The sequence below is a fragment of the Flagellimonas sediminis genome, from assembly GCF_010500845.1.
Lineage (GTDB): Bacteria > Bacteroidota > Bacteroidia > Flavobacteriales > Flavobacteriaceae > Flagellimonas > Flagellimonas sediminis.
This window is the reverse complement of the sequence record NZ_JAAAMI010000006.1, coordinates 19,155-40,146: the sequence shown is the minus strand read 5'-3', so window position 1 is coordinate 40,146 and position 20,992 is coordinate 19,155. Positions and strand designations below refer to the sequence as shown.

Genomic DNA, 20,992 nt, shown 5'->3' with positions numbered 1-20,992 from the left:
TTTAAATTTTATCCATTAAATATTTTTGAAATAATGACATGTATCCATAATCCTTAAGAAATCTTTCATTTTTCATTTCTTCTGGCAGAAAGTTTTCGTATATAATTCTAGTAGCCGCACCGCTACTAGCAATCGGAAGTAGCAAGGCCTGAGGGTATTTTTCCTTGAACATTTTATATTCAATTTCAATTCCCTCCATACCTCCAATAAACACCGCAGCAGAAAATTCAAATTCTGATAGCATTCTTTCTCGCATATGTAACAAGGATTTGTCACGGTCGTTCTCAACAATATCAGTTAATATCACATTACTGAACTTATTATTATCTTCAGGAAAATTCTTTGCAAATAATTTGGATTGATAAAGGATGACATGATTATGAATATTTAAATTCAATTTTTCCAAAACATAATATATTAGTGGAGTTATGGAGGGATGACCCCCCCAAACAATACGATGATGTGGAAGTACAGTTGTAGCGAATGCAACAACAGCGTCTCTAATTGCAATTATATCAGCTGTTTCAATATATCGGGTGTCTCGTTCTGGAAGAGGAATACTGGCTGAAAGAAAAATAGTTTTTATTTTGTCGTCTGTAGCCATGATTTAAATTCTTGCTTTTTTAATGTTAGAATATCTTTTTTGAAGTTATCATTTAACCAATCAAGATGCTTTATCCACTTGTCTCTTATCCTTAGATCATCATAAATCAGCCTTACGGAAGTGTCTTTGTTTATTTCTATTTCATGCCTGATTTCTGCGGATTGACAACTAGTAGATTGAGGAATACCAATTGTAGGAATATATATAATTCTTTTGCCAGAAGGAAGATTTTCAGTAAGAAATTTTTCGGGCTGAACGTTCACAGTTCTACCACATTCGACAGCTATATTTCTAAACTCCGTTATTAAATTATCCTGTCGTGAAGCTAGATTTCTAGCCCTAACTGATTCAACCTTTTGAATTATCTCCTTAACCATAATATCAACCAGTTTCGATTTGTCTTTATCGTCATAAATACTAGCAACAAAATCTGATTCTTTTAAGATTAATGGATAGCTCAAGTGAGATCCAGAATCTATTTTTTTGATGTCATGATGTGGCCATACAAGTTGAACTAATCCAATTTTTTTTGTTCCTGCTTCTGCAAATTCCTCTTTACACCAGTGGCTTTCTAAAAATTTAGGTGTGTTAAGCAAGACTATTACATCACAATCGGTCATTCTGTGCCATAATTCATCTTGAAATGGTTCAGCTTTTCCAATTGTGTGGGTATCTAAAAATACGTCATAGTTGTAGGATTCAAGCGCTTCATATAATTGAATAGCTACAGAAGTTGATTCGTTCCTTTTGTAACTTATAAATATTTTTCTTGTGCTTCTAAGTAGCTCGAATGACTCTAGGATAATATTAGCAATTCTATCTAGCTCATTTTCAGAAAATCGAATTCCGTTTTGATTGGTTAGATTATTTGGAATTTCTTTTGAGAATGCCCCATCAGGATTTCCAAAGTAGACAGGAAGAATCATTGTTCCATCCTTCAATAACATATCGGTGATATCTATATGCTTATGCTTGCCCTCAACATCCCCAAAGTAAAGGCCAAAAGCTGGCTGATTTCCTAGGTAATCTGAATTAATTTTGTCAGCCTCAATAATTTTTAGAATGTTTTCTGGCAATCCCAAATCATTAATTTTTTGGAATAATATAGAAAGTATTTTGGGTTTAGCCTCAACTTCAGAGCCTAGCAATATCAATTGGTATTTATAATCCATAATGTAATTTTCATTTTATATATAATCATTCAATTGCAGCTCGACTTCAATAAAATATAACCTGAATGTTGCTAGTTTTTTTCTTACTATTGAAAGTAACTTGCATAGACATAATTAAAGAAATATCTAGATACACCCAAAAAGGTGTGTTATCAATGTTTTTTGATTACTTATTTCCAAAGTATAATCCTGTTCCAGTAAGTTCTAAGGGGAGTAGCCAAAATACTAATTCCCAAACATTTGGCCTTACGGAAAACCGTAAAAAAACTAGGGATTTTCTACAATAATCAATTTACAATGACCAATAAACAATAAGCAGAAGTCGGAAGTCAGATATCAGAAGTCAGAAGTCAGATGTCGGAAGTCCGAGGTCGGATATCAGAAGTCAGAAGTCAGAAACCTTAACCCTTTTTGTCCTCTGAGCTTTTTTTCTTAGCGGTTTCCTGCACCTTTTCATACTCGATGTCGTTGTCCACAATCCCTTTGAACGCCTTGATCCAGGCATTTTTAAAGATGTTGGTCACCGTGGGCCAGGTCTTGGTCTTCACATCGTTCAGATTGCCCTCAATAGGCACTTTGGTAGCGAGGGTGTTTTCCTTATGGTTCTTCAACACAAACTTAAAAAAGCCCACAAACCCTTCCCAGAGCGTTTCCAAAAAGGCATCTTCCTTGCCAATGAGCTTGGTGTCCTTTAAAATGGGTTTTAGGTAGCCTTTCAGGTAGCCATCGGCAATGGCGAGTTCGCTGTATAGGTTAAAGGAGCCCTTGTCAAAATCGAGTCCCGCATAGTGGTCGGTAAAGTCGTTGAGGGCAGTGGCGTTCGCATTTTCCAAGGACAGGGCAAGGTCCATATCGGGAATTTGCTTTACGAGGTCCATCTGGCCTTCCAAATGCAGGTTGCCCCCACCAATACTGATTGCATCGGCAGATAGGTTGCTGGGCAGACGGGCCTCTTTGCGCACCACATTGCGGAGGTTGGTGGCATACAGTTCAATTTTTTCGAGATGTAGGTCAATATTGGGGTCGGCCGAAAGCTGCACAAAGGCCATTTTGCCGCCATGTATCTCCAATTTGTTGATGTCGATGGGCACCAGATCGGTCAACGCCTTGGTCCAATCGTCTATATCGGCATCTTCTTCGCCTTCCTTTTGTTGGTCCTCGAACACATAGATCACTGTGGGTCGGGTCATGTTGATCTCGCTCACCACCTTGCCCTTCAACAGGGAACTCCACTCCACGGAAATGTCCGTTTTTTCAAAATCGAGAAAGGGAATTGGGAACCAGCGTTCACCTTGTTCAGGTACAGACGGTCTATGGTGTACGACCCAGTGATGAGCGACAAATCAATGTCCTCCACATGGCCATAATAGCCGGGAATGTCAGCCAAAACCTTGTTCACGTAGTTTTTTACGATGTAGGGCAGTACCAAGCGGAACGCGAGGAGCAACACGATCAGGATCGTGGGCAGTACATACCGTTTGCGCTTGTATATTTTTTTTCTTTGCTTCGCCATGGTTATTTTTTACGTTTTTTGCCCTTGCCTGTCATGGTATCCACTAACCCGTTCTTTACGTTCAGCCAGAGGTAGTTGAAGAACGATTTGTCGGGTTGGCGTTTTACTTTGAAGTCCCCATGCCGGAACCCGTCGCCATCGGCCTTGGAACTTTCCTTGGCAAAGATGTTCACGATGGCGGTGAGCAGTTTGTTCACGCCCAATTTGTCCTTTTTCAGCACCACGAACTCAAATTGGACATAGGCCATTTTCATATCGCCCTGCGATTCCACTTCGTTGCCGCTGATGGTAAAATACATTTGGTTGATGGTACCCTTGACTTCGGCATTGAGGTTGGTCCGTAAAAAGGGACTGATATTTTCCGTTTGGAACTGTTTCAAAGAACCAGAGGCCAAAAAATCGTTGCTCTGGCTCTGCGGGTCGAAGGACCAATCCAAGGTCAGTTGTCCGTCACCCATCAATTGGGATTGGGCGGCCACTGATACCATGCCACTGCCTTCGCTATGCAGATTGCGGATGGTGGCCGAAATATCCGTAAACCGAAGACTTTCAGGTTCTACGTCGGCCTCCAACCGTTCTTCGTAGGCGACCATTCCTTCGGAAATGTGGATAGTGTTCACGAGCAAATCGAAATCGAGGTCGCGCAACGCTTGGTTGTACAATTTTTTATGGGTGGTATCATCGGGCAGCAACTTGTCCCGATACACCTCAAAAATGGGGTGGTGGAGTTCCAGAGCTTCCAGATGGAATTTGGGCAGGTGGTCCGTCAAGCCAAAATCGGGTTTTTTTAACAGGACGGAGTCGATGACCAAATCGTAATGATCGTACTCCACGGTAAGTTTTTTGGAGATTTCCTCCCGACTGTACTTGGTACGCAATTCCAATTTTTGAATGCTTCCTTCCGAAGTGTCAAGTTTTGCGGATTGCCATTGCAAGTCTTCCAAAGGGCCCAAATCGTAGTACCCTTTTTGTGTTTGGATTTGATATGCACCAAAGGTGAAGGGCAAGGGTAGGGAAGCGGTTTCTTTGTTGTGGGTGATGTCGGTGACCCGTACATCCACTCCTCCAAGTTGTACCAAGGTGCTATCGGAATCGTGCTGAAGCACTTTCAATTGTCCGTTGTGGATGCGAAAGTTTTGGATGCTGATATTTTTTGGTTCCCCTTGATTCCTCTTAGTGGCAATAGAATCGTTTTCCAGGTTTTTCTTTTGATAAGTGACTTGGGGTGCTTCCACGGTCAGGTCCGAAATGGCTATTTCTCCTTTTTGAAGCAGGGGAAGATATTCCAACCCGGAGAGCGTAACCGCTTCTGCTTTTAGGTCCAAAGATGTGGTGTTATCCTGAAACGCAACTTTTTGTAGGCCGATTTTCCCCAAAAGTACATTGGTAGACAATCCTTCATAAGAAAGATGGATGTGGGAAGGCAGTTCTTCGGACAATAGGGCCTTTACCCTTTGGGTAAACCAGAGCTGGGCCGTGACCCCAATGGCTAATAAGGCCACTAGCATCCATAGCGCTATTTTTACTTTTTTGGGTTGCGACATATTTTTCGGTGTTGATCCGTAGTGTATCTACGAGACAGGTTTGGGGTTCAGCTTTCTTTGTCCAGAAAAACCATGACATCGGATGGGGTGTTCACTTGCATGGCCTTGCTGCCATTGACCAGTATGGGTTGGGTAACCACACTTGGGTTTTTTTGCAGCACTTTGATCCAATCGTCATCACCTTCCAGATCGTTGTCCTTGCCATATAGTTTGATGAAATCGGGGTGTTCCGTATTGATCAGGTCTTTGATTTGGATGCCCAAAAGATTGGCCAGTTCGGCCCACTGGGTCCCCGTGACCTTGGTCTTGGACAAATCCACGGCCAATACCTTTTTCTTGGAGGCCTGTACAAAGGCCAAGGTTTGCATACCGATACTGCTGTCGGCATTATAGTACAAATTCAATTCCCGGTTGTTCGTTGCGATGACTCCCATATCGTTCTCCATTTAAAATGCTTTTGTAGCAAGTTCCCCATTTTTGGAAAGTACATTTAACGCTATCCGTTTTTTTCGTATCGTAAAAGCAGAAAAAAGCGGGACCAAGGCCCCGCTTCTCACACAAACTAACTCAACATAACCGCGAGAATGGATTTGATAACAAAGGGAATGGTGCGGTTATTCCTTGAGCTTCCTGAATAAATGATTCTTATCCTATTTTGATCAGTTGATGGTCAAAGAGGTTTCCCCTTCATTGGGATTGTACACATAATTGAAGGTGTAGTATCGTGCCTCATCCGACATGGCATCAATTTCTGCCGGGGCATCCTTGTAATAGCTTAGGATTTCCACTTTGGCATATTTTCCGTCATGGGTACGGAACACCAATATTTTTCCGGGAATGGGAGTAATAGTGAAAGTAGCCGGATTGTAGTTGTACCAGCCATTATCACTTCCACTGGCAATGGCAAAGGCTCCATCCGCATCCTGTGCAAAAGTAAGTCCCTCTACGGTGGTAATATCGGCAAAAGTGCCACTCTCAATGGAAACCCCGGCATCCCCGTTTCTCTCGGGTTCGTCGTCGGTTCCGGTAACGGCTCCCCCGTTTACGGCTATACTGGTACCTCTAAAGGCAATGTCCCAATCCGTTTCACTGGTGGTTACGGCACCTGTTGCAAAGCTGAATTTGGTAAAAGGTCCGCCCACGGGCTCACCTTGGCCTCCGGTCTGTGGGGCGGGAATATTGGTGGCGGTACTACTCTCCACGGCAATTGGGTCTGGACCATTGTCGTCATCGTCGCTACAGGCAACAAATGCCGTGAATATAAATAGGTAGGTGAAAAAGTTTGCTGTTTTTTTGATCATAGTATTACTTTTTAAAATTGAATATTGATTTTGGTAAATAATTGAATTCCTGGGTTTAAGAGCACTTCGTTGTCTTGGGTAGCCAAGGGATTGTTCCCCTTGAAATCCAACAGATTGTTGGCTCCCAATTGAAGCTGATAATGTTTAAAAAAGGTCTTGCCAAACGTTAGGTTTACCAAGGCGTACCCCTTGGAAAAGGTGCCATCATACACATCCAAAAGGTCGTTTCCGTTCTGGTCGGTCAACCCAAATTGACTGCGATAGGTGACCCGGATATTGGCGTTGGCATCCCATTCGGGGATTTCGTAAAAGATTTTAGCGTTCAAGGTGTGTCGTGAGCGGTTTTCCAATCCAAAATAGTCGGAAGTGGACAGCCGGACGGTTTGTAGGGTTTCCGGGTCTCGGGCAAAGACCTCCCCATTTTTCACGGCTTCCCTTTTGTCCTTGTCATAGGCATAGAGCAATTGATACCCAGCAGAGAGGTTGAGGTTTTTCCAAGGTTTGTATTGAACGTCCATTTCGAGGCCTTGGGTATAGCCACGGTCACGGTTGATATACCCAAAAACATTCTGCCCATTGGTCTTGGACGCCAAGATTCGGGTATCGATAAGGTTTTTAAAGTCGTTTCTGAAAAAGTTGAGCTCTGTGGATAGTTTCCCTTTTTTTATTACGAAACCTAGATTGTACCCGATGGAACTTTCCGCATCCAAGGGGTCACCCAATTCGGACGGATCCACTTGAAGGGTGGCAATTTCATCGTTTTCTTGAAGGCGCTCGATCCCGGCCTGTTCCACTTCCTTTCCAAAAACGGAGTATCCACCACCGGCAGCGTTGGTAAAGTCCAGATACAATTGTCTAAAATCCGGGGACTTGAAACCACTGCCCACGGAACCTTTAATGGCAAAGTTTGGAGACAAATCGTAGCGACCGGAAATTTTAGGACTTAATTGCGAATGGTACTCGCTGTGGTTATCGAAGCGTGCACCAACAATGATGTTAAGGTCGTCAAGTGGCTTAAAATCGAATTGCGAATAGAGGTATTGGGATTCAAAGGTTACATCACCGGCAAAAAGCGATCGCTCCAAATGTTCAAAGTTGTAACCGGCACCAATGGTCAGGATATTTTGGGTTGAAAAGGTATGGTTGAAACGGATTTCCGGTCGGAACAGCCTTTGGTCAAAATCATTGGCGACCAACAGTTCGTTGTCAATGGGGTCAATGCTCTTTTCATCCGTAATATAATTGGTGTAGTACAGTTCATAGTGCAACTGGCTTTTTATGGAAGGTTTATGGTTCACCTTAAGGTGAAGGTTCAAATCTTGCTCTTCACTGGTACTGGGGGCCACATCAAATTCTTGATAAAAATACCTGCCCGAGGCAAATACGTCCCATTTTTGGGAAGCGTCCACATACAAGCGTCCGTTAAGGGTGTAATTGTAAAAGGGATTGATGGTTTGGCCCTCTTGGGTAGGGGCAAGGTCGTAGCCGTCGGTACTCAAGCGATCGGCAAATAGGGAATATCCCAGTTTTTTTCCTTTCTGGTTGATGGTGAGGTTGGTGTTCTGGTTGTTGAAACTGGCCATTCGGTGTGAAACCTGCCCACTGATTTTTTCTGAGGATGGTTTTTCCGTGATGATATTGATGACGCCGCCCAAGGCTTCGGAACCAAAAAGGCTGGAAGCAGGCCCTTTCACCACTTCCACTTGTTTGATACTGCCAATGGCAAAGCGGCTAAGATCCAGATTACCCGAACTGCGACCTACAACGGGAACCCCATCAATGAGTACCAGAACGTAGTCCGAGGCAATCCCTTGAATTTGGACTCCCTCTCCACCGCCAATGGTGGCATCCGGGGTCATGATGATGCCGGTTTGTTCGTTCAGGATCTCGTTCAGGCGGGTAAATCCGGTTTGTTGCAACTGCTTTTTTGCAATCAGGGTAACGGGCAGGGGCAAGGAAGACAATTGTCTGATGGTTCGAGTGGCCGTGACCACTACTTCATCCAGATTTTCGGTCAGAATGGAATCTTTTTGGGAAGGACTGTTTTCCTGGCCTATGACATGCAAACAGGCTATAAGGGACAAAAACAGGCTTAATCGACACTTATTTAGATTCATTCTAATTTATTTTGCGACAAATATATATTTTATTTTTATTCAATCTAAATAAGTTTAATATTTTTGTCCAGAACAATTTGATAAGATCTAACTGATACCATTATGAAAAAATCAATCATCTTCCTGATGCTCATGGTGCTAGGTACAACCATTGGCTTCTCTCAAAAAAAGAAAGATTTGGACCGCCAAGCCATTCTGGATATGTGCGGATGCTACGAAGTGACCTTTAAGTACACGGAGACCTTTGCTCCAGAAATTGACTACGAAAAAAAACTGGATTATACCTCCAAAGCCTTGGAATTGGCTTTGCCCATTATTGATGAAGACGACAAAATTTCCCTTCAACATTTATTGGTGATCAATGATAGCACCGTGATCAAACACTGGCGACAGGATTGGTTGTTCGAAAACCAGAAAGTATACCATTACAACAAAGACAATAGCTGGACCTTTGCCCAATTACCTGCTAGTGAGGTGAAGGGACAGTGGACCCAAAAGGTATATCAGGTGGATGATAGTCCTCGATATTCTGGGTCTTCTACCTGGGTACATTTTGATGGCAAACATTATTGGGAGAACCGTAGCGATTCGCCACTTCCCCGAAGGGAATACTCCAAGCGTAGTGATTATAATGTCATGAGCCGCGGTAATCGACAAGAGATTACTTCGACCGGGTGGGTACACGAGCAGGATAATGACAAGATTGTCCGAAAAGATGGTGAAACCGATGTGTTGTTGGCCCAAGAAAAAGGTTATAATATCTACAAAAAAGTAGCAGATTCAGATTGTAAGGTAGCTGCAGATTGGTGGGCCACCCATAAAGATTTTTGGGCCGTAGCACGCGATGCATGGGATGGGGTCTACAACCGTGAAGGTGACCTAACACTTCTGAAACAAGTGGATGGCCAACCTCTTTTTATGCACTTTTACCAGTTGGAAGAACAAGGTGCCAATAAGGCTCAGGTTCTGGAAACCATCAACAAGTTTATCACGGATAAAAAACAAGCTAAAAATGCTGAGGGAAAATAGGTTTAAGGCCCTTGGCGGGGCCGTGTTATGCACGGCCTTTTTTCTTGTAGCTTTCCAAATGCCCAAGATTTCCCCCAAGCTTCAGGAAAAAGTGGATAATGCCGTGCAGACAACTTTTGGGTTGGAGGATTTTTCCTTGGAACTGATTGTTGTAGACGCTCCGCTGAACCAAAAAACGCCTTCAGAATTGGGGGGCGAAAATCTCTTCAGGATCAAAACAGGGGAATCGACTGTGGGTTATGTGTACTTGGGCGAGGCCCCTAGTTTGAAAAATGTTTTTGACTATGTGGTATTGTTCACCCCAGAACTGGCCGTTAAAAAATCAAAGATCCTGATCTATCGTGAAGATCATGGGCGACAGGTGGGAAGCCAACGTTGGTTGAAGCAGTTCATTGGGAAAAAATCAGGGGAAACCCTTGTTTACGGAGAGGACATTGATGGTATTTCCGGTGCCACCATTTCGGCAAAGTCCATGACCTTGGCCGTGAGCAACATATTGGAAAGTATGAAGGTGCTGAATGATCAGCACATCTTATGATTAAGTAGTGCCCATTATTTTAATTTGTTCATTGAGAGAGCCGTCCCCATGGGACGGTTTTTTTGTACCCTAGTTGGCCAGATACATATAAAACATCCCGGAAAGGATGGCAAGTCCAAAACTGAGCAGGGTGCCTATCAGCACATATTCGGTGAGTTTTCGGTTTTTGCCCTTGTTAAGGTCCCCGAACCGGAACACGGACTTCGCGGCGATCAACAACCCTATGGCCGCCCATTGTTGCATCAAAATGAACCCGAATACAAAGAGCCGCTCCAGCATACCGATATAAGTGCCGGCATTTTTTAAGGAACCCCCTTCGCCTGGCTCATCGTCCTTGGCGACCTCATCTATATAAGGGGCCAACAGCATCCGCATGATGATGCCGGAAACATAGGTGACAAATACTAAAAAGGTGATTAGCAGCAAGTTTTTTTCCTGCAACAAATCTGAGAAGGGAATCTGATAGGGCTCGATCCAATACAGAATGGTAGCCAGCACCAAAAGATGCAGTACTTGGTCCACAACAAAAAGCCAGCGATAGTTTTTGGAGTTGGTGAAGGTGAGTTTTCCAAGATCGATCAAATAGTGCAACACCACAATAAGGGCTATAGCCCCCAAATGTTGAAACTGCAACAGGAGCAAAAGAAGCAATAGATGCACTCCAATATGAAAATACAGGTATTTGGATCTTGCCTTTTTCTGGAGCTTGTCTTCCACCCATTTGGCGGGTTGTAGCACAAAGTCGCCCACAAAATGGGCCAGTAACAGTTGTAACGCTAATAGTGTCATAGTCGGGCGAGTTGGGTTTTGTAAAAATGGATCATTTTTTGCACTTCGTCAAATCCTGCCCTGATCAATGCCTCACTGATGGTACTTTGCGATTTTTCCAGAAGGGCGGCAATTTCCTTTTGATTGGCCTCTGGGTGTTCCAAAACAGTGCAAACTATTTTTGCGGCGGCCGGAAGCCAGTTGTCCATGGTTAAGGAAGCCAATTGTAGCATGACGTTTATAGTGGTATCAAAGGTCTCATCACCTGAATTGATTGCCAGGGTCTGTTTTTTGAGGTTTTCAAAACACTCACCGGAATGATAAAATGCTGTTCCGTTGGATTCGGTGATCTTTTCGGCCGCATGGTCTTTTTCGCCCAGCCCAATGGCGATTCGAGCATCCAAATGTCGTATCTGTTTTAGGCAAGCCTTGATGTAAATGGCCGCTTCCAGTGCTTGTTCAGGAGTGGTCTCCAATTGAAAACTATCGCCTCGATAAATCTCCCACTCAAGAGGCTCCGAGCCATAACGGCCCAAAGCCTTTTTTAGAACGGGCAACCATTTGCCGGCTTTATGATCCTTGGAATGTATGATGTCTCCCGTGAGGATGGCTTTCATATTAATATCGTTTAATTAGACGAATAGTTCAAATATCGTTAAAAAAAGCGATAAATAAAAATATCGGATATATAAACGATAAAATAAAGGAATTATTGACCAAATCCTATGGTTGCCATCCTTTTTCCCTAATATTTGGGGAAAGGGTTCCATCTACCCAGGTCAGGATACGCGATTCCATGGAGGTTTGCCGCCATTCGGTAACCAAGTCCAGGTTTTGGCCTTTTTCCATTTTGTACAGCACTTTATTGGGGATTCCGTCCGCATCATCGGGAAAGATCAATCGCTCTGAAAGATAGTTGGACGAACCTTGGTCCACAATCTGGGAAATGGCAACGGCATCACATAGATTGAAATGGTTGAGGAACAAATAGATGCCCCCATCATCAAGGTTGGATGCATTTGCATGGTAATCCACATATAGGATACCATCCAGATTGGGAACACCCTTATTTCCCAAAGTGTTGATGGAAAAATGAGGGTTTCGGAGAGGTACTTTCTTTTCCATATACGAACCATGTACCACGGTCCTGATGTTCAAAAAAGTGGACTCTCCTTCACGTGAATAAGTAAAAAAATAATTTTGTCCAGCCACAGTCTTTCGCTCCACGGAGAGCAATCCTCCAAGGATATAGCCCGTCATGCCATTGTATTTTACTTTGTAAAACGGGGAGTCGAAACCTTTATAAGGCCATGAGAACGGTGTTTTTTCAAGGATTTTGACCCATTCCCCAATTTTTAGTTCCTCCAAGGCTGGTGAGGTGGTATTGGGTTCGCTCCTCAGTTTGATCTTATGTCCAAAGGCATACACCTGATCGCCTGGTTGAAATTCACATTTCGATGGCGGGCAATGCATTTTTTCCTGTGCGAAATTAGTGGTCAGTACAAAAATGGTGGCTATAACGGTAATCAAGAAACGTGCTTTCATCTTATTTGGATTTAAAGGATTATGATAAAGGCAGTTCTCAGGATGGTTATGTTATATACGCCACAAATTGGTAAAAAGGATTTCCATACTCGGCCATCATTCCGTAAATTCAATGGATTAAATTCTCAACTACGAATAACTAACAAACTTTAGCATGAAAAATGTAAAAAAGCACCTCTTGGTCACTGTCTTGCCATTTTTAGTGGTAGCCTGTGGGCCTAAATGGAAGGAAGCCGAAAAAGAGGGCTATAAATTGGTTGAAAATACAGATGGCGCAACTCTTGGTTATGCCCCTGAATCGGGAATCCAAATTTTGACCGTGGACCGATTGGCCTTTAAGGACCTAAACAAAAATGGCACTTTGGATCCCTATGAGGATTGGAGGCTTTCCGTAGAGGAAAGGGCAGCCGACCTAGCTTCCAAAATGAGCGTGGAGCAGATTGCAGGACTTATGCTGTACAGTGCCCACCAATCCATTCCTGGTGGTGGTAACCGTTTTTTTGGTCCAGTGACCTATAACGGTAAACCTTTTGAAGAAAGCGGGGCCAAAGCCAGTGACCTTTCCGATGCCCAAAAGATATTTTTAAAGGATGACAACCTTAGACATGTGCTGATTACCAGTGTACAGACCCCAGGTGTTGCCGCCCAATGGAACAACAATGCCCAAGCTTTTGTGGAAGGTATCGGGATGGGAATACCCGTGAATACCAGTTCCGACCCTAGGCATGGCAGCGATTCTTATGCCGAATTCAATGCTGGAGCGGGAGGGCGTATTTCCATGTGGCCAAGCAGTTTGGGTATAGCTGCTAGTTTTGATCCAGCCCTTATGCAACAGTTTGGGGAGATAGCATCCAAAGAATATCGTGCTCTGGGTATTGCCACGGCACTTTCACCCCAAATTGATCTGGCCACGGAACCCCGTTGGTCCCGTTTTGATGGCACTATGGGCGAAGACCCCAAATTGGCCACCGATATGGCAAGGGCCTATGTGGATGGATTTCAATCTTCCGATGATGGAGGTTGGGGCTATCAAAGTGTGAATGCCATGGTAAAGCACTGGCCAGGGGGCGGTCCTGAGGAAGGTGGACGAGATGCCCATTTTGGCTATGGAGCCTACGCCGTTTATCCGGGAAATAATTTGAAGGACCATCTTAAACCCTTCACTGAAGGTGCCTTTAAACTGAAAGGTGCTACGGGAATGGCTTCCGCGGTGATGCCGTATTATACCATTTCAACCAACAGGGATACTGTTAATGGTGAAAATGTTGGAAATTCTTATAACAAATATTTGATCACCAATTTATTACGTGACAAGTATGGGTATGATGGAGTGGTGTGCACCGATTGGGGCATTACCCGAGATGTAAGCTCCGTTTATGTATTTGAAGGAAAACCATGGGGTGTGGAGCATTTAAGTGTCGCTGAAAGACATTACAAGATTATTGAAGCTGGATGCGACCAATTTGGAGGAAACAATGATATGGATCCTGTGATCGAGGCCTACCAAATGGGAGTGAAGGAACATGGTGAGGAATATATGCGCAAACGCTTTGAAGTGTCCGCAGTGCGATTGCTTAAAAATATCTTCAGGACCAACCTTTTTGAAAATCCGTATTTGGATGTAGCGGCCACCGAAGCAACCGTTGGCAAACCTGAATTTATGGCTGCGGGATACCAAGCACAATTGCGTTCCGTGGTCATGTTGAAAAACCAAGGCAATGTATTGCCTATGAAAGAAAAGAAAAAGGTTTACGTGCCACAACGCTTTGTTGCCTCCAGTAAAAATTGGTTCGGGATAGCGACTCCGGAGCGTAATGAAGTTCCTTTCAATATGGATGTGATCATCAAATATTATGATGTTGTGGAGGATCCTTCCGCAGCGGATTTTGCCCTAGTTGGAATTGAAAACCCGAATGGGGGAGTTGGTTATGAAGTTTCCGATAATGAAAAAGGAGGAAATGGCTATGTTCCCATTAGTTTACAATATGGTCCGTACACTGCAACCTATGCCAGGGACAGCAGTTTGGCCGGTGGTAGTCCAATGGAAGATTTTACCAACCGAACCTATAAAGAAAAATCTTTTTTAGCCTCCAATACCACCGATCTGGATTTGGTAAAGGATACCAAAAAGATAATGGGCGATAAACCCGTTGTGGTTTTGGTCAGGGTTTCCAAACCTATGGTTTTTGCCGAAATCGAACCTTATGCTTCTGCTATTTTGGTGCAAATGGGCGTTCAGGACCAAGCGTTGATGGATTTGGTATCTGGCAAGGTTGAACCTTCGGCTTTGTTGCCATTTCAAATGCCTGCGGATATGAAAACCGTTGAACTTCAGTTTGAAGATGTACCACGGGATATGGAACCTTATATCGACGCTGAGAGCAATGCCTACGATTTTGCGTTTGGACTCAACTGGGGAGGTGTAATCAATGATGATCGGGTGAAGAACTACAAATAGCAAATACGATAAAATTAAAGAAGCCGCGTCCATGGCAGGCGCGGCTCCTTAAAATCAACAAAAAACACTATCCTCTTCTCCCTCTCTCCTGCATTTTTTTGCCGCCATGCCTGGCTTTGTGTTTTCTCATGTCTTTCCAAGATTGGTATTGATCTTCGTTCAATACTTCCTTCATTTTGGCTTGGAAAGCAATTTGTTGGTCCAATCTGTCATTTTCCCTTTCAAATTTTTCCTCTGGTGTGGGTTTTTTCCATTCACCACTTTCTCTCAATGCCTGCATTTCATCCCACTTGGCCTTTCTAAGTTTGGCTTCCTCCAAATTCAACCTCATTACCTTGTCTTGCTGCGCTTTGGTCAAATCAAGGGCTAATGCCATGTGTTTGGTCTTCAATGTGGCCATTTCTTCGGCCGTCATATCCATTCTGAGGTCTTTCGGCATTCTTAGACCATCATTTTTTTGGGCCATAACACCAAGAGTGGTGAGCATAACCAATACTACTGCCAATCGTTTCATATGCTTAAATTTTAAATGATATGAACCTTTGACATAGGCTTTGCCCATTGGTTTAATCATTCAAGCTACAATTGTGAAGCTTTTAACAGTAAAGGTTTTTGGGAGGGTTTACGGTTGTAGTTCCTCTTGGTCCTCTTTGGGTTCATCCAGGGTATCGGCATCGTGAAAGTCGGCTTCCACATAGGATTTGTTTGCCATTTGTTCTTGGAATTCATCGTGCTGGTCTACCAAATAATAGGCCAAGGATGCCAGCATAAAACAGGAGAAATAGAGTAGACTCTTGATTTTGTAGGTCATGATGTTGAGATTTGGGATAACTAAGATAATCAAACCATATTTCAATCGCCATGATATGTTGCGAAATGACCCTATTAAGATGTGAAAGGGCAAAAAAACAAGGTGTAGCCTATGATACTTTGGCTACACCTTGCAGGTATAAATTCCTATAAAAATATTCCTATTTGGGATCCAAGATTAGGTCGATGCGCTCCAGTGCATCCTGAAGGTGGTAACGGCTCATCGGATCGGAAATTCGGGACAGTCCAGATCGGATATCCCCTTTCAAATTATTGAGTTCCGCCCTTGCCACCGAGCGGATATCGGACTGGCTGCCATTTACAGGGGTGGACTTGCGGTATCCACCAAAATCCGAAAGTTTTGCTTCATCTTCGGCGGTCATCAAATAACCCAAACGGTCAATATGTGCTTTTTGAAGATTTCTTCTGTAGGTGTCGATGGATTTGCCACTGCGGGTTTCGGACCAAATTCCTCTACGAAGGTCTCGCATCATTTCCAACAAACCATAAGCTTGGTTGCCATTGATGGTTTCGTTTTCAATGACCCTGGCCAATTTGCCCATTTGTAACATGGTGTTCAGGTAACGCTCTTGCAACGCACGAATGCGTTCTACAGAACCAGAGTATTGAATTTTGTTGAAGATGTTCTGGTCAATCAACCATTCGGGAGTGGAAAATAACTGTTCCTGCAAGAAGTCCATACAGTCTTTTTGGTGTTCCTTGCTGACATGGGTGTACACGGCACCTTCTTGATCTGCAGTTTTATGGTATTCGTAAACACCGCCTATGTTGTTGGCCACGTGGCCCATGTATCTTGCAAATTGGGAAACAACATGTCCGTACATGGTTTCCAAATCGTCATAGTTTTGACCAGGTTCGGTGGTCCAATCCATTAATTTGGGAACAATACGTTTTAGGTTTGCAATACCATATAAACTTGCTTTTACTGCGTCATCCCCTAAATCTTCGGTTTGCGAGCTTGGATCGTGGATGTCGCCCACTTGTTGGTGTCCGAATCGGTACATAGGGTCATCGGCATGTTCTGTGATCCAACTGTTCAAAATGGGCTTTTCTTCTTTGGCGGTCTTATCCAAAATAGGACGGTATCCCCAATTGATGGCATACTTGTCATACACACCGATGTTCGGCATCAAGGCAACACCCTCGTCCACTGGTTGGGCCACATAGTTGAAACGGGCATAATCCATGATGGAAGGCGCTGTACCATATTTTTGAGTGAAACTTGCGGAACGCAACGAATCCACTGGATAGGCCGGGCTACTTCCCATGTTGTGGGGCAAACCCAAAGTGTGGCCCACTTCGTGGGAAGACACAAAACGAATCAAACGACCCATGATTTCTTCTTTGAACTGGGTTTTTTGGGCTTCGGGATTAATGGCTGCAGTCTGTACAAAATACCATCCACGTAGCAAGCTCATTACGTTGTGGTACCAGTTGATGTCTGATTCCAAAATTTCACCACTACGCGGATCGCTCACGTGAGGGCCGTTGGCATTTGGAATGGGAGAAGCCAAATAACGTACTACGGAATAACGCACATCTTCAGGAGACCATTCTGGGTCTTCTTCAGGGGATGGAGGGTCTTTTGCCAAAATGGCATTTTTAAAACCAGCTGCCTCAAAGGCAACTTGCCAATCTTCAATACCTTGTTTAATAAAAGGTACCCACTCTTTTGGAGTGGCACGGTCTACATAATATATGATGGGTTTTTTAGGTTCCACCAGTTCGCCGGCCTTGAATTTTTCAATGTCCTCGTCCTTTACTTCCAATCTCCATCGGTCCAAATACGTTACTGTTTTACTTTCTTGGGCATCCAGACCATAATCTACTTGACCTCTGGCAAACCATCCTACGCGTTCGTCAAAATAACGGCGCTTCATAGGTTCTTTGGGCAGCAAGATCATGGAATTGTTGATTTCCAATGAAATGGAACCCAAACTTTCATTGCTGGGAGGATCGTTGGAGATATAGGTCTTTACGTGACGCGCCTCAATGTTGAGCGGATAACTTTTTACGGATTCGATATAACTACGGTCGCCGTCCAAGCGGGTAACCTTATATCTTTTGCGAATGTCTTCGGGCAGGCCAAGGGCATTCACATCTTTGGTGAACATGGGGTCCACCTCGATTACGGTAGCAGGGTTAAGACTGTCCTTTTTGTTGAAGGCCTTGATTTCGAAAGCATACAGCACGGGTTCAAAGTTGGAGTTGACCACTGCCTCATGGATGGGAAGCGAATCGGCGGCCACATTTTCATAGGAGGCTACCCGAAGCAATACCTGTTTAGGTTTTTTCTCCCAGCGGAGCACTTGGGTGTTGATCTTGCCACCACCAAAACCAATACCCGTAGCGGTTTTGGAGATTCGGCTTACCATCAACATTTCCCTGTTGAAAAGGGAATCAGGAATTTCATAGTAATACTTGTCGTCAACCGTGTGCACGCTAAAAAGTCCGGCATCGGTTTTGGCGTCCTTGGTGATGACCTTATCATAAGGTTGGACCTCACCAGGTTTGGGCTTCGACTCCTTTTTTTCCTCGGTTGCTTTTTTCTTCTTTTTGAAAAGTTGGGCCTCCGCTGGTTGGTAGAAACCCAATAATAGGAACAATACGATTAGTTTAGGTAGATTTTTTTTGATCATTATAAGTCAGTTTGGATAACTAAAGCTACCAAAGAACCTAAAAATCATTAAAAGTTACTGTTAAATAAATATTAACGCACATTTTTTTCACCTGATATACGAATCTTTCGGAGTCCTGCGTTTTACTGATAGTTTCGGCTGAAACGCCCTGTATTACTGGGCTTAAGCGACATCGGATTTTCGTAAAAAAATCATAATTGGTGTAACAATTTAAAATCCGTATAGTCTTATAAGCATAACATCAATCAAAAAATTCAATCAAAAAATGAACAAGTTATTAATGGTCTATGGATGTGTTCTTATAAGTAGTGCCGCCATAGCAAACGAACAGCAGAACGCCGTTACGCATCAGTCCAAAACTGATAGTCAGGGCACATTGGAAAACAGTTATACTGCATTGAACATCAATGCAGAGGGTAGTGGATCAACTTTAGATCTGAGTAACATATCAGATTGGTCGTATGAGTTGGATTTGAATGAAATAGTATATATAGAGGACGATATGGAAGTCGATCTTGGTTTTGATACCTCTGATTATTTACCGGAAGGTTTCAACCCCTATAAAAACTATTTTGATCTGAATTCTATCATATACCTTGAAAACGAAGTAGAACCCAGCCTAGGTTTTGACACCCAAAAGTATTTACCTGCGGATTTTGACGCCTATACCGATGTAGTGAGCGTGAGCTCGATCAACTATATTGAGGATGAGGATATGGATCTTGGATTCAATACAAGGGATTATCTGCCTGAAGGTTTCTCTCCTTACGAGGTTTATGTAGATCTTGAATCCTTTACCTATATAGAGGATGATGAAGTGGAATTGGAATTGGGTATCGATAGCGAATATATGCTACCTGCCAACTTTGATCCCTACACCAACGTAGTGGCGATCGGATCCATCAACTACATGGAAGAGGATGAAAAAATTGATTTGGGTTTTGATACCTCAGTGTATCTCCCAGAAAGTTTTGACCCCTATGCCGGGGCAATCTGGTAAGATGTTTTAGTTTTCATTTTACAAAATTTTTGAGTTAGTTAGCTATGAAAAGCCCTCACAAGAGGGCTTTTTGTTTGGTGGCTATGTTAATGAAATCCCTATAAACATGGGTTAACAAAAAAATAACACCACTGAGGATATTGTACGTAAAAGCATTAAAAGAACGAGTTCCCGATAAAAAAATCAATCTTTTGTAGAAGTGGCTGCAAGTTTTTCAGAATAAACCCCAAAACACTGAAAAATATTTTTTATGGTGTTAAGTATCAATCGTTAACAAAAGGCTAATTGTAAAAATCTTCACTTTATTCAGTCATACATTTGTATCAATGAATTCAAGGGCAGATGCCCACTTGATATAAAATTGAGTAGAGTAAGGTTGAGTTAGTTTCTTACATTTTTTTGAGTTAGTTAGTTTGTGAATGGCCCTTCCGCCCGGAAGGGCCATTTATTATTTAAAACAATAGCGGAATCACAAACTTGAAGACCAATATCAGCAATACCACTGCAATCAGATTCAATATAAAACCCACCCGTGCCATTTGAGGGATTTTCACATACCCACTGGCAAATACAATGGCATTGGGTGGTGTGGCCATCGGTAACATAAAGGCGCAGCTACTGGCTATGGTCACCGGAATCAATAAATACAAAATTGGAATGTCCAGACCAATAGCAATCCCGGCAACAACAGGAGCCAGAACGGCCACCAACGCCACATTGCTCATCAGTTCCGTCATAAAAAGCATCAAGAAAATAAGTAACCCTGCAGTCAGTAACACACTGATCTGACTCTCGGCAATGGCGTTGGCCACCATATCCACAATTCCACTAGAGGACATTCCTTCCGCTAGGGCCAATCCACCACCAAATAGGATCAAGATACCCCAGGCCAGGCGGGAGGTATCTTTCCATTCGATGATGAAATCCCCTTTTTTAATATTGTAGGGAATGCCAAAAAGTGCAATTGCGGCAAAAATACTGATCATGGTATCCGTCAATCCCAATTTTGGGAAAATGGTATTGATCAAGGTTCTAAAGATCCAGAGGAAGACTGTTATCCCAAAAATGACCAAAACCATTTTTTCCTTGCCCGAGGTAGGGCCTAATTTTTCTAGCTCGGCATGGATCACATCCTTGGAAGCATTGAACTTGAGATCCCTGTTGGGGAACATCCATTTTACCAATACCAAATAACAAATGCCAATCATGATCACGGCAAAGGGAAAGCCGATCGTCATCCATTTTAGAAAGGAGATTTCGGTATTGTATTCATTCTCCAAAAGTCCGATGAGAACGGAATTGGGAGGTGTGCCGATGACTGTAGCGATTCCTCCTGAATTGGCCGAAAATGCAATGCCGAGCATCACGCTGAGGGCAAAATTTTGGTCATTCTTGGTAAAACCATCGGCATCATCCACCAAAAGATTGATCACGGAAAGGGCGATGGGCAGCATCACCACCGTACTGGCCGTGTTGCTGATCCACATACTCAAAGATCCTGTGGCAATCATAAAACCTAGCACCACTTTGTTAGGCGTGGTCCCTGTGAGTCGAATAATATTGAGGGCAATGCGTCTGTGCAGGTTCACCTTTTCCAAGGCCAATGCCATCACAAAGCCGCCGAAGAACAGGAACACGATGGGGCTGCCATAATTGGCGCCTACCTCTGCAATGGGCAAAATCTTTAAAATGGGCAGTAGCAAGAGTGGCAATAGGGCCGTTACCGATATGGAAACCGCTTCGGTGATCCACCAGATCAACATCCAAGTAGCAACGGCAATTACAGGATCCCCTTTGGCGGAGACCAACTCAAAGGGCAAATTGGTTAAAATAAAAAAGGCGATGGGCCCAAGAATCAGCCCTATTTTCTTGCTTAGTTCCATATGGGATTCTAAGCTATGCTTTTTTGTTAAATTTTGAAAATAAGAGTGAA

19 protein-coding genes are annotated in these 20,992 nt (G+C 43.4%); 4 read left to right on the top strand and 15 right to left on the bottom strand.

Annotation, left to right across the window (positions count from 1 at the left end):
- Window position 1: 1 nt before the first annotated feature.
- The 8 genes from GTK07_RS12595 to GTK07_RS12565 form a co-directional block, all read right to left on the bottom strand.
- Complete coding sequence (locus tag GTK07_RS12595; RefSeq protein WP_163635609.1) at window positions 2-604, bottom strand: SLOG domain-containing protein; 603 nt, start codon at window positions 602-604, stop codon at window positions 2-4.
- Complete coding sequence (locus GTK07_RS12590; RefSeq protein WP_163635608.1) at window positions 583-1,776, bottom strand: toll/interleukin-1 receptor domain-containing protein; 1,194 nt, start codon at window positions 1,774-1,776, stop codon at window positions 583-585. Before GTK07_RS12590 ends, GTK07_RS12595 begins: the two co-directional genes overlap by 22 nt.
- 401 nt (window positions 1,777-2,177) lie before the next feature.
- On the bottom strand, window positions 2,178-3,014 hold the full coding sequence (locus GTK07_RS12585) for a DUF748 domain-containing protein (RefSeq protein WP_313790810.1): 837 nt from the start codon (window positions 3,012-3,014) through the stop codon (window positions 2,178-2,180).
- Window positions 2,993-3,289: a hypothetical protein gene (locus GTK07_RS19415; RefSeq protein WP_313790809.1), complete on the bottom strand. Its 297-nt coding sequence runs from the start codon at window positions 3,287-3,289 to the stop codon at window positions 2,993-2,995. Before GTK07_RS19415 ends, GTK07_RS12585 begins: the two co-directional genes overlap by 22 nt.
- Window positions 3,290-3,291: 2 nt before the next feature.
- Window positions 3,292-4,833, bottom strand: coding sequence for an AsmA family protein (locus tag GTK07_RS12580; RefSeq protein WP_163635607.1), 1,542 nt, complete (start codon window positions 4,831-4,833; stop codon window positions 3,292-3,294).
- A gap of 47 nt (window positions 4,834-4,880) precedes the next feature.
- On the bottom strand, window positions 4,881-5,279 hold the full coding sequence (locus GTK07_RS12575) for an arsenate reductase family protein (RefSeq protein ID WP_235932863.1): 399 nt from the start codon (window positions 5,277-5,279) through the stop codon (window positions 4,881-4,883).
- 213 nt (window positions 5,280-5,492) lie between these two features.
- The gene (locus GTK07_RS12570; RefSeq protein WP_163635606.1) at window positions 5,493-6,134 is read right to left on the bottom strand and encodes an HmuY family protein; all 642 of its coding nucleotides are present in this window, start codon (window positions 6,132-6,134) and stop codon (window positions 5,493-5,495) included.
- An 11-nt stretch (window positions 6,135-6,145) separates the two neighbouring features.
- Window positions 6,146-8,251, bottom strand: a complete 2,106-nt coding sequence (locus GTK07_RS12565; protein WP_163635605.1) for a TonB-dependent receptor plug domain-containing protein — start codon at window positions 8,249-8,251, stop codon at window positions 6,146-6,148.
- A gap of 102 nt (window positions 8,252-8,353) precedes the next feature.
- Between GTK07_RS12565 and GTK07_RS12560 the strand changes: the two genes are divergently transcribed.
- Both GTK07_RS12560 and GTK07_RS12555 read left to right on the top strand, forming a co-directional pair.
- Window positions 8,354-9,280 (top strand): DUF6607 family protein, encoded by a 927-nt coding sequence (locus tag GTK07_RS12560; protein WP_163635604.1) that lies wholly within the window; start codon window positions 8,354-8,356, stop codon window positions 9,278-9,280.
- Entirely contained in the window at window positions 9,264-9,818 is a 555-nt protein-coding gene (locus tag GTK07_RS12555; protein ID WP_163635603.1) for an FMN-binding protein, read from the top strand. The genes GTK07_RS12560 and GTK07_RS12555 overlap by 17 nt, the downstream gene beginning before the upstream one ends.
- Window positions 9,819-9,887: 69 nt before the next feature.
- Here GTK07_RS12555 and GTK07_RS12550 read toward each other — a convergent pair whose 3' ends face one another.
- From GTK07_RS12550 to GTK07_RS12540, 3 genes are all read right to left on the bottom strand, one after another.
- On the bottom strand, window positions 9,888-10,607 hold the full coding sequence (locus tag GTK07_RS12550) for a DUF3307 domain-containing protein (RefSeq protein ID WP_163635602.1): 720 nt from the start codon (window positions 10,605-10,607) through the stop codon (window positions 9,888-9,890).
- Window positions 10,604-11,203: a transcriptional regulator gene (locus GTK07_RS12545; RefSeq protein WP_163635601.1), complete on the bottom strand. Its 600-nt coding sequence runs from the start codon at window positions 11,201-11,203 to the stop codon at window positions 10,604-10,606. Before GTK07_RS12545 ends, GTK07_RS12550 begins: the two co-directional genes overlap by 4 nt.
- A 106-nt stretch (window positions 11,204-11,309) precedes the next feature.
- The gene (locus tag GTK07_RS12540) at window positions 11,310-12,131 is read right to left on the bottom strand and encodes an SH3 domain-containing protein (protein WP_163635600.1); all 822 of its coding nucleotides are present in this window, start codon (window positions 12,129-12,131) and stop codon (window positions 11,310-11,312) included.
- A gap of 154 nt (window positions 12,132-12,285) precedes the next feature.
- Here GTK07_RS12540 and GTK07_RS12535 point away from each other — a divergent pair, with 154 nt between their 5' ends.
- The gene (locus tag GTK07_RS12535; RefSeq protein ID WP_163635599.1) at window positions 12,286-14,589 is read left to right on the top strand and encodes a glycoside hydrolase family 3 protein; all 2,304 of its coding nucleotides are present in this window, start codon (window positions 12,286-12,288) and stop codon (window positions 14,587-14,589) included.
- Between the two features lie 67 nt (window positions 14,590-14,656).
- Here the strand turns inward: GTK07_RS12535 and GTK07_RS12530 are convergent, their stop codons facing one another.
- From GTK07_RS12530 to GTK07_RS12520, 3 genes are all read right to left on the bottom strand, one after another.
- Window positions 14,657-15,103, bottom strand: a complete 447-nt coding sequence (locus GTK07_RS12530) for a hypothetical protein (protein ID WP_163635598.1) — start codon at window positions 15,101-15,103, stop codon at window positions 14,657-14,659.
- A 108-nt stretch (window positions 15,104-15,211) separates the two neighbouring features.
- A complete protein-coding gene (locus GTK07_RS12525; RefSeq protein WP_163635597.1) occupies window positions 15,212-15,400 on the bottom strand; it encodes a hypothetical protein in 189 nt (62 codons plus the stop codon).
- A 160-nt stretch (window positions 15,401-15,560) separates the two neighbouring features.
- Entirely contained in the window at window positions 15,561-18,059 is a 2,499-nt protein-coding gene (locus tag GTK07_RS12520; protein WP_163635596.1) for a zinc-dependent metalloprotease, read from the bottom strand.
- A gap of 265 nt (window positions 18,060-18,324) precedes the next feature.
- Between GTK07_RS12520 and GTK07_RS12515 the strand changes: the two genes are divergently transcribed.
- Window positions 18,325-19,059, top strand: a complete 735-nt coding sequence (locus tag GTK07_RS12515) for a hypothetical protein (RefSeq protein WP_163635595.1) — start codon at window positions 18,325-18,327, stop codon at window positions 19,057-19,059.
- 452 nt (window positions 19,060-19,511) lie between these two features.
- On the opposite strand, the gene GTK07_RS12510 is transcribed toward GTK07_RS12515, so the two are convergent.
- The gene (locus GTK07_RS12510) at window positions 19,512-20,942 is read right to left on the bottom strand and encodes an SLC13 family permease (RefSeq protein ID WP_163635594.1); all 1,431 of its coding nucleotides are present in this window, start codon (window positions 20,940-20,942) and stop codon (window positions 19,512-19,514) included.
- Between the last annotated feature and the right edge of the window lie 50 nt (window positions 20,943-20,992).

Bases quoted from the DNA above. Each gene is read 5' to 3' on its own strand.
- GTK07_RS12540 (WP_163635600.1), bottom strand. From the start codon at position 12,131: ATGAAAGCACGTTTCTTGATTACCGTTATAGCCACCATTTTTGTACTG.
- GTK07_RS12525 (WP_163635597.1), bottom strand. From the start codon at position 15,400: ATGACCTACAAAATCAAGAGTCTACTCTATTTCTCCTGTTTTATGCTG.
- GTK07_RS19415 (WP_313790809.1), bottom strand. From the start codon at position 3,289: ATGGCGAAGCAAAGAAAAAAAATATACAAGCGCAAACGGTATGTACTG.
- GTK07_RS12595 (WP_163635609.1), bottom strand. From the start codon at position 604: ATGGCTACAGACGACAAAATAAAAACTATTTTTCTTTCAGCCAGTATT.
- GTK07_RS12530 (WP_163635598.1), bottom strand. From the start codon at position 15,103: ATGAAACGATTGGCAGTAGTATTGGTTATGCTCACCACTCTTGGTGTT.
- GTK07_RS12580 (WP_163635607.1), bottom strand. From the start codon at position 4,833: ATGTCGCAACCCAAAAAAGTAAAAATAGCGCTATGGATGCTAGTGGCC.
- GTK07_RS12560 (WP_163635604.1), top strand. From the start codon at position 8,354: ATGAAAAAATCAATCATCTTCCTGATGCTCATGGTGCTAGGTACAACC.
- GTK07_RS12565 (WP_163635605.1), bottom strand. From the start codon at position 8,251: ATGAATCTAAATAAGTGTCGATTAAGCCTGTTTTTGTCCCTTATAGCC.
- GTK07_RS12570 (WP_163635606.1), bottom strand. From the start codon at position 6,134: ATGATCAAAAAAACAGCAAACTTTTTCACCTACCTATTTATATTCACG.
- GTK07_RS12545 (WP_163635601.1), bottom strand. From the start codon at position 11,203: ATGAAAGCCATCCTCACGGGAGACATCATACATTCCAAGGATCATAAA.
- GTK07_RS12555 (WP_163635603.1), top strand. From the start codon at position 9,264: ATGCTGAGGGAAAATAGGTTTAAGGCCCTTGGCGGGGCCGTGTTATGC.
- GTK07_RS12550 (WP_163635602.1), bottom strand. From the start codon at position 10,607: ATGACACTATTAGCGTTACAACTGTTACTGGCCCATTTTGTGGGCGAC.
- GTK07_RS12520 (WP_163635596.1), bottom strand. From the start codon at position 18,059: ATGATCAAAAAAAATCTACCTAAACTAATCGTATTGTTCCTATTATTG.
- GTK07_RS12535 (WP_163635599.1), top strand. From the start codon at position 12,286: ATGAAAAATGTAAAAAAGCACCTCTTGGTCACTGTCTTGCCATTTTTA.
- GTK07_RS12510 (WP_163635594.1), bottom strand. From the start codon at position 20,942: ATGGAACTAAGCAAGAAAATAGGGCTGATTCTTGGGCCCATCGCCTTT.
- GTK07_RS12515 (WP_163635595.1), top strand. From the start codon at position 18,325: ATGAACAAGTTATTAATGGTCTATGGATGTGTTCTTATAAGTAGTGCC.
- GTK07_RS12575 (WP_235932863.1), bottom strand. From the start codon at position 5,279: ATGGAGAACGATATGGGAGTCATCGCAACGAACAACCGGGAATTGAAT.
- GTK07_RS12590 (WP_163635608.1), bottom strand. From the start codon at position 1,776: ATGGATTATAAATACCAATTGATATTGCTAGGCTCTGAAGTTGAGGCT.